Here is a 14359-nt window from a genome sequence, read left to right as displayed (position 1 = left end):
ACGGGAGACGGGAGACGGGAGACGGGAGACGAGGGACGAGGGACGAGGGACGAGGGACGCTCTACTTTTTAATCTCGTAAACCAGACGGGCGTTGTTATCTTCGACCCAGGCGACGGCCCGATCGAGCAGGGCAATCATGATTGGATCGGGCTCGACGACAAAGCTGACGATGATCCGGGTTTTCTCGGGGGCCGGGCGCTCGAACTCTTCTTGAAACTCGTCGGAGTTCAGCTGCGCGAGATAACTCTGCAGTTTGTCGAGCAGCAGCTGTTGATGTTCGGCGGAGCCGTCCATGTAGGACGAAGCAACGATTGCCAGATCGACGCCGCCGTCTTTGCGCACGCCGATAATATCGATGTTGTCGAGGTCTTGAATGGGTGGTTCGTTTGGTTGTTCGTCGGTGGCCATCGGAGAATTCTAACTCAGTCGAGTGGACTTGGACTACCTCTCCGTGACGATCTCTTCGCCGGTGGCGACTGCCGTTTGCTGCGTACTGAGCGGCGGCAGTTTAGCGATGAATTGATCGAGCGCCTGACGATATTCATCGGGGAGCGGATCGTTATGCTTGCCGCCGAAGTTGGTGATCATCCGTTTGTCGGTGCTGGCTGCGGCGTTGAACAGATCGAGCCCCTGTTGATACGGAATCACTTCGTCGGCATCGCCGTGCGCGAGGAGCAGCGGGCCGCGGTAGTTTTTGATTTTGGAAATGGAATCCATTTTGGTCGTGAGGAGCCGCTTCATCGGCAGCCAGCTGACGTGATGCTGCGCGACATCCGGAATGGAAGTGAACGTGCCAGCCAAGACCAGCCCGCGTGCGCCGTCGCTCGCAGCCAGGTCGACGGCGACTCCGCCACCGAGCGACTGCCCCATTAACAGCACGTCCTGCTCGGCGATTCCTTCTTTCTTCGCGAGCCAGCGGCGGGCAGCCCGCGCGTCTTGCAAAATCCCGGCTTCACTGGGCGTTCCTTCGCTGCGGCCATAGCCTCGATAGTCGAGAGCCAGCACCGAAAGTTGATGCCGATGATTGAGCGTCCGGATGGTCTCGGCCATCAGCGTGACGTTACCCGCATTGCCATGCATTACCAGCGCATGTGCCTTGGGCTGAGGGTTGCGCACGTACCAGCCATGCAACTTGGTTCCATCGGCGGCACCAAAGTAGGCATCTTCCACCAGCACCGTGGTCTGGTTCCATTCGCCGGCCGGGTACTTGTTCGGTTGAAAGAGCGACGTCCGCTCCCAATAGTGCGTGGGAGATAGTCGCCCCAGCGGAGCACACCCCGCGACCGAGATCAGCGCGAGCGCAACGCCTGCGAGGAGCGCAAGTCGACCGGCGATGGGCATGCAATTCTCTCCCAAGAAATCGGGGCAGGCTGTTGGCCGGCAGTCCGGCCAAAACCGGGCGAACGATAGCGGGACACCTGAAATTGGTCAATCGCAGGCCAGGAAACCGTTGCGGAGAACTGCAGTCACATTGCAAATGCGTTAATCAGGCGAAATCTGCTTGACACCACCCCGGCCCCCAGTAGGCTAATCCGTTGCAGTCCTGCCGGCCCGAATTCCCAATTCGGGCCGAGTTCCCCACTGCCTGAATCCCACCCAGACCTCCCGCTTGTGGTTAGTCCCTCCCGGTCAATCCCTGCGATTGTTTGGCGCGCCGCGATGCAACGGAAATCGTGTTCGCTGGGTTTTGGTCGGATTGATCAAGCGTTGCTCGCAACGGGCGTTACGGGTGCGCGCTTGATTTTGAACGCAACTGGACCTGGTCGTTAGCTCGGCATACCCGCCAGGGAAGTGCTAGCGATCCTTTCCTCTCCTAGCCATGTCAACAAGTTCTCTCTCCAGTCGGCTAGTCCGGCTGATGTTGTCGTGCGCCCTGGTTGGGCTGATCGGCTGCTGCGCGGTCGGTATGGTCACCGCTCGGGATTGGCCCTTCACTCCGCTGCAATCGCCGGCGCGGCCAGCTGCCTTCTCGCATGCCGAAGCTGACACCGGCATCGATGGCTATGTGCTGGCCGAACAATTAAAGCAAGGAATCGACCTCGCGCCCGAAGCAGATCGGCTGACCCTCATTCGCCGCGCCACCTTCGATCTGACTGGACTACTGCCCACTCCCGAGCAGTGCGACGAGTTTCTCGCCGATAGCGCGCCGGACGCTTACGAACAGCTGATCGACCGGCTCCTCAACAGCCCGGAGTTTGGCGCGCGTTGGGCCCAGCATTGGCTCGATGTGGTGCGCTATGCCGAGACGGACGGCTTCAAGCTCGACCGGACGCGGCGCGATGCCTTTCGCTATCGTGACTACGTCATCCGCTCGTTCAACAGCGATTTGCCTTACGACGAATTCCTCCGCCAGCAAATTGCCGGCGACGAACTTGAGCCCGGCAATCCCGAGGCTCAAATCGCCACCGGCTTTTTGCGGCTTTCGCCCGAAGAGATCAACGGCAGCGACTACCGGCAGATCCGCCAGGAAATGCTCGACGATATTACCGATGTCGTGGGTCAGAGCTTTCTGGGGCTCACGTTCGGCTGCGCGCGGTGCCACGATCACAAGTTCGATCCCATTTCGCAGCGTGAGTATTTTCAGCTGCAGGCGTTCTTTGCGCCGCTGAAGCAACACGAGACGACGCTTGTGCCTGACGGCACCGAGCAAGACCGGCAGTACGAAGAGCAACTCGAAAAGTGGGAAGCAGCGACCGAAGCGGTTCGCCGTTCGATGGATGCGATGGTCGATCCGCTTCGCCCAGTCGTGTTTTCTGAGTTGGTCCCCGGCTTCGACGAGGAAACGCAAGCAGCGCTGAAGCAAGACCCCGAGCGGCGTGATCCGCGGGCCGCGCAACTGGCAATGCTCGCCGGTAAGCAACTACAACGCAGTTATGTGCGCATGTTCCGCCGCTTGCCCGACGATAAGCGTGCTCAGTACGACGAACTAGCCAAGAAGCTGGCCGAGTTCGACAAGGTCCGCCCGCAGCCGTTGCCCACGGCCATGACAGCTGCAGATATTGGCCCCCGAGCGCCGGCCACGCATTGCCTGGAAGGTGGCGACTATCAAAAGCCCGGCGAGGAAGTTCAGCCCGGTTACCTTGCCGTTCTTTCCAAGGAGGAGCCACGAATTACTCCGCTGGCCGAACATCCTCACAGCACCGGTCGCCGCGCCGCGCTGGCTCGTTGGCTTACGCAGCCCACGCATCCGCTCACTGCGCGGGTGATGGTGAATCGCCTGTGGCAACATTATTTTGGCCGCGGGATTGTCGGCACGCCGAACAACTTCGGTGTCATGGGTGACGAAGCTCAAAATCCTTCGCTGCTCGATTTTCTGGCCGTGGAATTGGTCAGCGAAGGCTGGCGGCTGAAAGAAGTCCATCGCGAGATCGTCAGTTCGGCCGTCTATCGCCAGACATCGATCAGCGATCAGAATCGGCTGCACGAGCGGGCCGAAGATGTCGATCCCGAGAACGAACTTCTCTGGCATGCGCCGCTTCGCCGCCGCGATGCTGAATCGCTCCGCGACGCCGCCCTCATCGCCGCGGAAGAGTTGAATACGCAAATGTTCGGCCCGAGTGTGCTGCCCGTATTGCCAGTCGCTTTGCACGAAGATCGCTACGCCTGGCAACCCACACCGGAGAGGCAAGCACACGTGCGGCGCAGCGTTTATTTGTTCGTCAAACGCAACCTGCAGTATCCCCTGTTCACGGCCTTCGATCATCCCAATCGGGTTGCCACGTGCGCCGCGCGCCCCGCCACCATCGGCGCGCCGCAGGCGCTACTGTTGTTGAATGGCGAGTTCCTCCGCACCACGTCGCGGCGCATGGCGGGCGATTTGATCGTCGAAACGAAGGGCCTGCCAACAGAACTCGTGCAGCAAGCTTATGACCGCGCCTTCAACCGCTCGCCCGAACCGGACGAACTGCAAGCGGCGCTAACGTTCCTTCGCACGCAAAGTCAGCGGATTGCTCAGGCAGGCAGCCCGCATGCCGATTCGCTTCCCGATCCGCTGCCCGCCGGTTTTCAACCCGCCCAGGCAGCCGCCCTTGTCGATTTTTGCCAGGCCCTGATGAACTCCGCCGAGTTCGTCTACGTCGATTAGTGACTGATCGCCATTCAATTCCTAATTTAGCCCGACGCGTCAGCGAGGGGATTCCAAAAACGACGATTCATGGCAGCGGAACGTCACATCACATAGCTCCCTCGCTGACGCGTCGGGCTACTTCAGATCAAAACATCGTTGACCATTTTCATGAATACCTTCAGCACCAACCGTCGTGATTTTCTCCGCCAGGCCGGCGGTGGTCTCGGCGCGCTCGCGCTGGCAAGCCTGCTGGCCGATCAGGCCGTAGCAGCAGGTAGCAAGGTGATCCATTCGCAGGCTGCGAAAAAGCCTCATCACGCCCCCCAAGCCAAAAGCGTGATCTGGCTGTTCATGGATGGCGGCCCTAGTCACATCGACCTGTTCGACCCCAAGCCCGCACTGACGAAGTACGCCGGCAAGCCATTGCCCGCGTCGTTCAAAAAGCCGCAAACGGCAATGGGCGTCACCGCGAATACACCGCTGCTCGCCTCGACGCGCAAATTCAAACAACATGGCGATTGCGGTCTCTGGGTGAGCGATCTCTATCCGGCTATCGCCCAACATGCCGACGAACTGTGCCTGCTGCAAGGCTGCCAGTCGGAAGGGCTGACGCACGTGAATGCCGTGTGCCAGATGAACACCTGCAGCCAGATTGCGGGGCGACCATCGCTCGGAGCCTGGGCCATGTATGGTCTCGGCAGCGAGAATGCCGATCTTCCCGGCTTCGTCGTTCTTACCGACTACTCCACCGATCCTCCTGGCGGCAATCAGAACTGGAACTCCGGTTTCATGCCCGCCACCTATCAAGGAACCCGGCTGGCCACCGGCAAAACGCCAATCCTTTATGCTGAGCCGCCACCTGGCGTGAGCGACCCGCAGCAGCGGGGGAAGATCGACTTCATCAATGGCCTGAGCCGACGGTTTGCCCAGAAGCGAACGGGCGAAGATCGACTCGACGCCCACATTGCTTCGTACGAGTTGGCCTTTCGCATGCAGTCGAGCGCGCCCGAAGTGGCCGACTTCTCGCGCGAGTCGGCCGAGACCCTGGCGATGTATGGCTTTGGCAATGAGACCACGCAGCGCAATGCCCGCAATTGCCTCCTCGCCCGTCGGTTGGTCGAACGGGGCGTTCGCTTCGTGCAGCTTTACATGGGCTCCGGCACCCAGTGGGATGCCCACGCGAATCTCGATTCGAATCACGAAGCCAACTGTGCCGAAACCGATCAGCCCATCGCCGCGCTGCTGGCCGATCTCAAGCGCCGCGGACTGCTCGATAGTACGCTGGTCGTGTGGGGTGGTGAATTCGGCCGCACTCCCATGAGCGAAAGTGGCAACGGCCGCGACCACAATCCTTATGGCTTTACTTGCTTCATGGCTGGCGGCGGCGTGAAGCCCGGATTCCGCTTTGGCGGCACCGATGAAATCGGCCTGTGGGCCACCAGCGGCCACGCTCACGTCCGTGACCTGCACGCCACGATCTTGCACTTGCTTGGTGCGAACGAAGAGGCCCTCACCTTTCTGCACGACGGCCGCGATGAACGCGCTACTTTCATCGGCGGACACGTGCTCAAAGACATCATCGCGTAGACGTGTTGTTGTTCGGGCTGTGGTGGAGCGAAGGTCTCGCATCGCGCCACGAGAGGACAATGGCTGCCAGCGCGCCGCCGGTGATGGCGATATCGGCCACATTGAAAATGCCGGTCCGAACCGGGCCGATGCCGATGTTGAGAAAGTCGGTCACTAGCCCGTTGTTGCAGGCGCGGTCGATCATGTTCCCCAAGCCGCCAGCGACAACGAGCACCAGCGAGGCGAAGAAGGTGAGCGAGATCTGGTGGTTGCGCCACAGATAGGTGCAGAGCGCCAGAGTCAGCAGCGAATTGCAACAGAGAAAGAGACCTTGCCGCACTTCACCGGGCAAATCGGCACCCAAGCTGAGGAAGCCGCCCGGGTTGAGCGAGTATTCGAATCGCACCGTGTCGGCACAGAACGAATGTCGAGCCTGCGGCTGCAAGGCTTTCGTTGCGACAAACTTGGTGGCCTGATCGCAGCCAATGCACGAGGCGAGAATCAGCAAGGCAAGTAGCCAACGAAGCCGGTTCGTGGAGCGCTGATGCATGCGAGAGTCCTTCTGTCGATCGGCAAGCCACCTCTTGGGCTTGCTGGCACGAGTGTTCGCAGCGTCAGATTATCACGAGCGGGCAGGATTGCGGAATGGCATTTTGGGGTCGCGGGTGTCGTTCCTCCGAGCGTGAGGTGTGGCCGGTGATGCTACGATGACGCTTGCTGGAGCATGGCGGCGGCTCAGTTGAGGTGGATATCATTTCTTGCGAATCGAGAAGGAACTGCAAACATGGTTAGTCCGAAGATTTTGGCGTTTGCTGGCAGTACGCGGCGAGATTCGTTCAACCGCAAATTGCTGACCACTGCAGTCGCAGGTGCGCGCGAAGCGGGGGCCGAAGTGACGGTGGTGGAACTGAGCGACTATGAGTTGCCGCTATTCAATCAAGACTTAGAAGCCGAGCAAGGCTTGCCAGCAGCAGCGCTCAAGTTAAAAGAGCTGTTCGTGGCTCATCAGGGGCTGTTGATTGCCTCGCCCGAATACAACAGTTCGTTCACGCCACTGCTCAAGAACACGCTCGACTGGGTTTCGCGAAGCTCGCCGGGCGAAACTGGACTCGTTGCCTTTCAAGGCAAGGCCGCAGCCCTCGTGAGCGCGTCGCCCGGTGCGCTCGGCGGCCTGCGTGGGCTCGTACACTTGCGGTCGCTGCTCGGCAACATCAACGTGCTGGTGATTCCCACGCAAGTTGCCGTTAGCAAAGCCATGGACGCCTTTGCCGACGATGGTTCGCTGAAAGACGCCAGGCAAGCGGCCAGCGTGAAGCAAGTGGGGGCACAACTGGCAGAGTTACTCAAGAAACTGTCCTCGTAGGGACGCCGTGCGGACCCTGCCTTACAGCATGCGCATCCAGACACCGTTGAGATACTCTCCTTCAGGGCAGTTGCTGGCGACTGGATGATCGGGCGAAGCGCCGCACTTGCTGAGAATCTGCATTGGGCGCGGGCTGTTCCTCGCGCCACGCTCGGCAGTGGCTGCTTCGACTTGCGGCCCCGCCTGACGCGAGGCAAGGCAAACCAGCGTCATGAAGTCGTCGGCGGGAAGAAGTCCCGCGCAGGTGCAGGTGAGCATCAGGCCGCCGGGAGCGACCAGTTGCATCGCAAGGCGATTCATATCCAGGTGCTTGCGGCGGCCCTCTTCGTATTCGAGACGGGTACGAATCAGCTTGGGAGGATCGAGCACGACCACATCGAACTTCTTGCCGGCTGCGAGCAGATCGCGCATGTAGATGAACGCATCGGCCTGCACAAATTTGCAGCGGACGTTATTGAGGTTGGCATTTTCCTTGGCCAGCGCCAGGGGATGCTCGTCCAGGTCGACGCCGGTCACTTCAGACGCGCCACCGAGCTTCTTAGCCTGAATGGCGAAGCCGCCGGTATAGCAACAGACATCGAGGACCGTGCGATCCTTGCAATAGGCGGCAAGCTGACGACGGTTGTCGCGCTGGTCGCAGAAGAAGCCGGTCTTGTGCCCCTCGCCAAAGTCGACCCGAAAGCGAGTGCCGAATTCTTGAATCGTCACGCGGGGCGGAGTTCCGTCGGACTTGATATCGGGGCCTTCGAAACCCTCTTGGGGCATGGTCGCCGGCCCGCAGCGAATCAAGCGATGCTTCGTGCCGCAAAACGGTTCAAGCAAGTTGAGAATTGCCTCAGCCCGCTGATACATGCCCGGACTAAAGACTTCGGCCGAGAGGACATCGCCGAGTTTATCGACGACGAGCCCCGGCAGGCCGTCACCTTCGGCATGAATCACGCGGTAACTGTCGGTCACTTCATCCAGCTTCAAGACATCGCGCCGCAATTGCACGGCCCGCGCTAGTTTTTCTTGCCAGAAGGATTTATCGGGAATTTTGTCTCCCCACGTGAGCATGCGCACGGCCAGCTCAGCCTTGGGATTGTAAAGGCCATAACCCACCACGCGGCGATCAGAGTCGATCACGCGGACGTAGTCGCCAGGCTTCACTTCGCGGCCGACGTACTCGATCCGTTTCCGAAACAACAGCGGATGCTGCCCAGCGGACTTCACTTCAATGGTCGGAATTCGGTCAGGCTGTTCTGGCCACAAGGGACGCGGAGCCAGCAGCGGGGAAGCACGTTCGGCGGAATTCATTGTGGTTCTTTGTTTTCAGATGCCTGGTTGTGCCAAGTGGCAATAAAGCCGTAATCGGAGCGATCGGTCTTCGACCATTTGCCACCGTCGTCGATCTGGTTTTCACCGACGCTGTAGACTTTGAATTCCGAATTGGATTGAGAAACGAGCAGCGGTTGCCCGTTGAACGGATCGAGTGGAATCGCAGAAAGATATTTCGGTACAAGCTCTTCCAATTTCGTTGGCCAGTTGCCGTTAGCCTGGCGATAGCGATGGGCAGCCAGGGTTGCATCGAGAGATTTGCATTGAGCTTCGGTGCGGGCAACGGCGATGAAAGCAGCCTTCAGAGCCGGTAGAAGCAACAGAGACTGAACGTACATAATCTTTAGTGGAGACTTTTCCAACTCCTTCACTTCCAGTTCGATTTCATCTGCTACCTTCATCCCTGCCGGAACGGAATCGTTGGCACCTTCGAGGTATCGTCGATACCAACTCAAAATCAGAGCTACATCGGCAGGACGATTCGGCATACTTTTGGCAAACTCGTTGATCTCGTCGGCAGTAAACTTGCCCCCCTTGAGCATCGAAAGCGGACAGACTGAAACGGTGTAACCGAAAGCCCGCTCCCCTTCGATCGCGGTTTTCAGACCTGACAGCATATCAACCTTGCGGGCAGCCAATTGCAGAGAGAGTAATTGGTCGTCTGTTGGCGACGTATGACGGAGTAATTCCTCGGTGTCTTTGACCGCCATCCCAATGATTGCAATTCGAATCAACTGCGATAGGGTCGTGGGCTCGGCCTCCAGGCATTGGGCCAGGGCAAAACTCTGAAGAGGTCGTTCTGCTGCCTGATCAAAATTAGTGCGGTGCAAATCCGCGTGAAACTGCAGTGAGTTCAACCTAGCTGCTGAACGAATCGTACTGACGTGATCCAACCTAGCAGCAATCGCGGCCGTTAGATCTACCGGAAAGCGGGCCGTGGGATTTCTTGCCGGCAGGCTCTCAAAGAATTTACCGACATCGGCAGCTGCCGTTAGATAGGCTTCGACCTCGGCTAGCTGCGCCCAACTTTGACCAGGTGTTGGAGGCTCTGGGCCATTGTCGAGAATCGGGAGCACCTTGGCTTGAGCTTTGATCTCGGGCCGTTCCAAGCTGGCGATGGCCGCGAGCAATTCAGTGGTGACATCCTCACGGTCTGGATGCGGCTGATAGGAGGCATTCAATTCCACCGAAGTCAAAGGGCTTCCCGACGCCCGGATTTTCGCGACTTCTGCCTGTACGGCGCGTTGACCTTCGGCCACGAAAGATCGATACCAGACCACGCCGCCAATGATTACTAGCAGTCCAAGTATCACCGGAGTCAGCAGGCAGCCGAGCGTGAGCCTGGTTGCCCAACTGAGTCCCGTCGTGCTTGCACTTAGTTTGTCATCTTCCATTAGCGCGCACTACTTGCTGGCGAAAGGAAAGTTGTCGTCCAATTTCGCCGCTGCCAATTCTGCGAGGAACGTGCCAAGCCGTTCTTCCAGCAAACGCATCATCTGCTGGCCTTTCTCGGCAGTTGCTGCATGAGGAAAGCCCGAGCCCGTGTTGCTGGTGAGCAAGTGCCAGGGGCGCGTGATGCTGACCCAGCCTTTGTTGATTGCGTCAAACCGCGATCGCTGGATTTTGCCATCGTCGGCGGCGAGGGTGCCGTCGGCATTCTTGGCGACGAGCGTGGGGAAGTAGGCCAGCCCGAAGGAAGTTTCCATTTCGCCGGCGTGGTCTTCGCGATGCTCGAACAGGCGGTTGTAGTCTTCGCCCAGTGCGTGGTACCAGTTGCACAGGAAGACGTGGCCGTCGACTTTGTCGCATAGCTCGCGCAGGAGGGGTTTCATCTCGTTGCCGCCGTGGCTGTTCAGCAGCACGATCTTGCGCACGCCGCTCCGAATGCAGGAGTGGACGACATCGGTGACGAACTGGAACAGCGTCGACGGATTGACGTTGATCGCCAGCGGCAGGGCGTGCATGTTCGTTTCCGTGCCGAAGGGAATGGTCGGCAGCAGGACGACCTTCGCACCCTTGGCATGAGCGGCTGCACAGATGTGCTCGCCCACGATCGTTCCTTCGAACAGGTCGGTGCCGTAAGGGAGGTGCAGATTGTGCGGTTCGGTCGCGCCGAGCGGCAACACGGCCACGTCATACGGATTGGCCTTTGTATAGGCGTAATTGGCTTCGGCGAGGATGTAGGGGCGCATGGCAAGGAAGGATTTGAGAGGTAGTTTTCAAGTTGAAGATTTACTAGACCTGTCTTACTGCGTGACGGCCGTTTTGGGAAGTGTCGCCTGCAGTCGATTAAAGCCCGCTGGAGTGAGTTTGGTGCGGGAAACATCGAGCGTTTCGAGTCCGCTGAGGGTTTTGAGATGCGCGATCGCGGGATCGCCAATCGGGGTGCCAGTGAGATACAAAACCTTCAGTTTGCGGAGTTTGCCGAGGGGGGCCAGGGAGTCGTCGCTGAGCGTCAAATTCGAAAGATCGAGCTCTTCGATCATGCTTAGCTGTGAAATGCCGGGCAACGACGCAGCGCTGATTTTGGTTCCTTCTAGAAAGAGTTGCTCGAGTTTGGTCGCTTGTTTTAGTTCGCTAAAGCCGTTGTCGGTAATCGGCAACTGAGTGAGATCGAGCCAGCGGAGTTCGCGACATTCCGCCAGTGCGGCGAGACCACGATCGGTTACCTGCGTGCGACCGAGCGAAAGATTGCGCAAGCGCGCGAGACCCGGCGTGTGCAGCAGATCTTCGTCGGTGACTTGCAGCGATTTCAAATAGGCCTGATCGAGTTCGCTCAAGCTGGTTCCCGTCAGGGCAGCCAGCGAAGTGAGCTTGTCTTCGTGACGATAGACTTCGCGCAGCAGCGCGCAACCGGCCTGACGAAACGCGGGATCCTGGTGATCGAACAGAAAATGCGACACAGCTGCAAACTGAGCGTACAGCTGACGAATCTCTGGGTTGGCTTGCACTTGCCCGCGGTTGAGGGCCACCAGTTGTTGCAGCGGCAAGTTGAAATCGTTGGCCAGCGCCCGATACCGCGCGAACTGAACTCGATCTGCTTGCCAGCCGCCGACAGTCCAATAAGAACCCTGATTGGCCAGGGACTCGACGTACAGCGCTGCACCTTCGACGATCCAGAAGTTGTGCTTCTCGCCAACTCCTGCGGGACTATCGTGCCATTGCTGAAACAACTGATGGGCCGCCTCGTGATACCAGGTGGCATGAATCGTATCGTCTCCTGCATAGAAGACGGCGGTCTGTTGATCGTCGGCGTAAAGTCCTTGAGTAATGCCGATGTTGGGCCGACCCGGTTGGAGAAACGTGACGTACTCCTCGCGTCTGCGAAACAAGTAGACGTTCATCGGCTGCTTGGGTTCGGGGAGCCGCGCGCCGGTAGCGAGCGCCGCTTGCAAATCGGCAGCAGTGCACCAGTAGTCGAAAAACATCTGCCGCCAGAGGAGGTGAAAATCCTCCAGCTTTTTGGCGAGGGCAATTCCTTCAGTGGCTGAGTGATTCGTGACGACGCGCCAATGGGGCGTTTCGATCCGCCAGTATTTACCCGCCTGCCAGCCCGTCTTGGGATGATCGGTTCGCGCGGCGGTCGATTGCGGCGCGGGAACGTACGGCGACCAATCTTTTTTGTCCTTCGCACGCGCGTAGCCGAGCGCTCGGCGCGCTGTTTCGTGATCTGGATTCTCACGCAGCACTTCGTGCAGCAATTGATAACAGCGGGCAGCGTCGCCAGCCTTGAGAAACTCGCCAGCAATCGCAAACAGACTGGTGGCCTGCTCCGCGCGGAGTTCGCGAAACTTGCCGTACCACTTGCTGACGAGATCGGGCGCGGCCTTCGCCGGTTGGTGCAGATCGGCCACCGTCGGTACGAACAGTGTTTGTCGGCCCGCAGTTCGCGGCACTTGCCACTCACGCGTAATGGCAGCCTGCTCCGGCACCTTGAGCGAATCGCACTTCTCGGCCAGCACGGCCAACTGCTGGGCAAAGTGGCGATCGAGCGATTCCAGTGACTCAGCAGGAGTGGCTGCGAAAACCCTACCCGCGCAGCAGCAGGCAGCCAGCAAGAAAAGAAGCGTCAATCGGAGCTGAAAAAGCACAGGTCACGTCTAAGAAAGTGGAGGCCCCCACCAGCACATCCAGTGTACCATCGGCCCTGCCCAAAGAGACCACTTGGAATCGCCTCACTGCGAATGGTTTGAGCAAGTCGTTGCTTCTATACTGAATGGAACGATCGTCGCAAGGAGACCAGCCCGTGTCGACAGCCAATTCACCGAAATCCTTGCCTGCAATGCAGGCCTTAGCATTGCCCACCGTGCCGCACCCGAAATTGTCGCTCCAGAATGGCGACCATTTGACGCGCGAGGAATTCCTGTTTCGTTGGGAGGCCAGTCCCAATCTCAAGCGGGCGGAATTGCTGGAAGGAATTGTGTATATGCCTGCCGCAGTACGCCATAGTCAGCATTCCGCCCCGCATGGCGACATCATGGGCTGGCTATGGAGTTATCGACTCGCAACGCCTGGCATCGGCCTTGGCGACAACGGCAGCGTGGGGCTCGACGAGTTTACCGTCCCGCAGCCCGATGCTTATTTGCTGCTGCCGCCTGAACTGGGGAGCGGGGCGAGAGAGAACTCCGCTGGCTACTTGGAAGGGCCGCCCGATCTGATCGCCGAGATTGCTGCTTCGAGCGCTAGTATCGATCTGCATCTCAAACTAAAGCTGTATCAAACGAGCGGCGTGCCCGAGTACATTGTCTGGCGAACCGAAGAACGACTTATCGACTGGTTCGTGTTGCAAGACGGGCGCTACATTCCGCTAGTTGCCGAAGATGGAATTCTCAAGAGCCGGCGGTTTCCCGGGCTGTGGTTGAACGTGACTGCGATGGTAGCAGGTAACCCACAGGGAGTTCATGCGACGCTGCAACTGGGGCTGGCGACTGCCGAGCATGCAGCCTTCCGAGAACAGCTTTTGCGAGAGAAGAAGTTGTAGTCGTCGCGCTCTGTTAGCCGAGCGCCCAAGCGGCGATAATCGCTGGCTATGAAACTCAAGCTTCATGCCTACGAACTGCCGCTTCGTCACACCTTCACCATTTCGCGCGAGTCGATCGACACGCAGCCGACTCTCATCGTCGAGTTGCAAGACGATGGCGTGAGCGGCTTCGGCGAAGCGACGTCGAATCGCTACTACGGCTTCACTGTCGAGAGTATGTCGCAACGACTCGAATTGCTGCGGCAGGAGATTGAAACTGCGAAGTGGCAAACACCGGAAGAGTTCTGGGCGCAAATGCAGCCGCATCTGGCCGATGATCCTTTCGCCCTTTGCGCGCTCGATCAGGCAGCACACGATTTGTGGGGCAAGCGCCTGAACAAGCCTGTGTATGAACTGTGGGGACTAACGACCGAGAAGATTCCCGCTTCGAACTACACCATCGGCATCGATACGATTCCAAAGATGCTGGAAAAGATGGCGGAGTTTCCCGACTGGCCGATTTACAAAATCAAACTCGGCACCGATCGCGATTTGGAAATTGTCCGCGAGTTGCGGGCACACACGAGCGCCGCGTTCCGCGTCGATGCCAATTGCGGCTGGTCAGCTGACCAAACGCTGAAATATGCGCCGCAGCTAAGGGAACTCGGTGTGGAATTCATCGAGCAGCCGCTGCCAGCAAATCAGTGGGAAGAAATCCGCCGAGTTCGAGCGAGCGTCGCCTTGCCGATCATGGCTGACGAAAGTTGCATCGTCGAAAGTGATGTGCCCCGGTGCTCCGGGTTGTTTCACGGCATCAACATCAAACTTGTGAAGTGCGGCGGGCTGACTCCCGCGCGCAGAATGATCGCCAAAGCCCGTGAGCTGGGCTTGAAGGTGATGGTGGGTTGCATGACCGAATCGACGGTCGGCATTTCTGCCATCGCCCAATTGCTGCCGCTGCTCGATTATGTCGATATGGATGGGGCCGTGCTCCTAGCGCGCGATATTGCCACGGGCGTGCGCGTCGAACGGGGCATCTGCCACTATCCCAATGTGCCAGGCAATGGTGTGCAACTGCTGTCTTAG

12 protein-coding genes are annotated in these 14359 nt (G+C 58.9%); 5 read left to right on the top strand and 7 right to left on the bottom strand.

What is annotated here, in order from left to right; genetic code table 11:
• Positions 1-61 precede the first annotated feature (61 nt).
• Positions 62-409, bottom strand: a complete 348-nt coding sequence (locus tag ETAA8_RS31945) for a DUF6572 domain-containing protein (protein ID WP_145098742.1) — start codon at positions 407-409, stop codon at positions 62-64.
• A 33-nt stretch (positions 410-442) separates the two neighbouring features.
• On the bottom strand, positions 443-1342 hold the full coding sequence (locus ETAA8_RS31940) for an alpha/beta hydrolase (protein WP_145098739.1): 900 nt from the start codon (positions 1340-1342) through the stop codon (positions 443-445).
• A 565-nt stretch (positions 1343-1907) separates the two neighbouring features.
• Here ETAA8_RS31940 and ETAA8_RS31935 point away from each other — a divergent pair.
• Together ETAA8_RS31935 and ETAA8_RS31930 are read left to right on the top strand one after the other, a co-directional pair.
• Positions 1908-4085 (top strand): DUF1549 and DUF1553 domain-containing protein, encoded by a 2178-nt coding sequence (locus tag ETAA8_RS31935; RefSeq protein ID WP_202921395.1) that lies wholly within the window; start codon positions 1908-1910, stop codon positions 4083-4085.
• 150 nt (positions 4086-4235) lie between these two features.
• Positions 4236-5654 (top strand): DUF1501 domain-containing protein, encoded by a 1419-nt coding sequence (locus ETAA8_RS31930; protein WP_145098733.1) that lies wholly within the window; start codon positions 4236-4238, stop codon positions 5652-5654.
• On the opposite strand, the gene ETAA8_RS31925 is transcribed toward ETAA8_RS31930, so the two are convergent.
• Positions 5644-6183 (bottom strand): signal peptidase II, encoded by a 540-nt coding sequence (locus tag ETAA8_RS31925; RefSeq protein WP_145098730.1) that lies wholly within the window; start codon positions 6181-6183, stop codon positions 5644-5646. The genes ETAA8_RS31930 and ETAA8_RS31925 overlap by 11 nt on opposite strands.
• A 234-nt stretch (positions 6184-6417) precedes the next feature.
• Between ETAA8_RS31925 and ETAA8_RS31920 the strand changes: the two genes are divergently transcribed.
• On the top strand, positions 6418-6996 hold the full coding sequence (locus tag ETAA8_RS31920; RefSeq protein ID WP_145098728.1) for an NADPH-dependent FMN reductase: 579 nt from the start codon (positions 6418-6420) through the stop codon (positions 6994-6996).
• A gap of 21 nt (positions 6997-7017) precedes the next feature.
• Here the strand turns inward: ETAA8_RS31920 and ETAA8_RS31915 are convergent, their stop codons facing one another.
• From ETAA8_RS31915 to ETAA8_RS31900, 4 genes are read right to left on the bottom strand one after another with little or no spacing between them, the layout of a single operon-like run.
• Positions 7018-8292, bottom strand: a complete 1275-nt coding sequence (locus ETAA8_RS31915) for a class I SAM-dependent rRNA methyltransferase (protein ID WP_145098725.1) — start codon at positions 8290-8292, stop codon at positions 7018-7020.
• A complete protein-coding gene (locus ETAA8_RS31910; protein WP_145098722.1) occupies positions 8289-9707 on the bottom strand; it encodes a hypothetical protein in 1419 nt (472 codons plus the stop codon). The genes ETAA8_RS31915 and ETAA8_RS31910 overlap by 4 nt, the downstream gene beginning before the upstream one ends.
• A 9-nt stretch (positions 9708-9716) precedes the next feature.
• Positions 9717-10505, bottom strand: a complete 789-nt coding sequence (locus ETAA8_RS31905) for a creatininase family protein (protein WP_145098719.1) — start codon at positions 10503-10505, stop codon at positions 9717-9719.
• A 54-nt stretch (positions 10506-10559) separates the two neighbouring features.
• Positions 10560-12386 (bottom strand): hypothetical protein, encoded by a 1827-nt coding sequence (locus tag ETAA8_RS31900; protein WP_145098716.1) that lies wholly within the window; start codon positions 12384-12386, stop codon positions 10560-10562.
• Between the two features lie 173 nt (positions 12387-12559).
• Here ETAA8_RS31900 and ETAA8_RS31895 point away from each other — a divergent pair, with 173 nt between their 5' ends.
• On the top strand, positions 12560-13294 hold the full coding sequence (locus tag ETAA8_RS31895) for a Uma2 family endonuclease (RefSeq protein WP_202921394.1): 735 nt from the start codon (positions 12560-12562) through the stop codon (positions 13292-13294).
• Between the two features lie 48 nt (positions 13295-13342).
• Positions 13343-14359 (top strand): dipeptide epimerase, encoded by a 1017-nt coding sequence (locus ETAA8_RS31890; protein ID WP_145098713.1) that lies wholly within the window; start codon positions 13343-13345, stop codon positions 14357-14359.

The sequence above is a fragment of the Anatilimnocola aggregata genome (assembly GCF_007747655.1).
GTDB lineage: Bacteria > Planctomycetota > Planctomycetia > Pirellulales > Pirellulaceae > Anatilimnocola > Anatilimnocola aggregata.
This window is presented reverse-complemented; position numbering and strand designations above follow the sequence as displayed.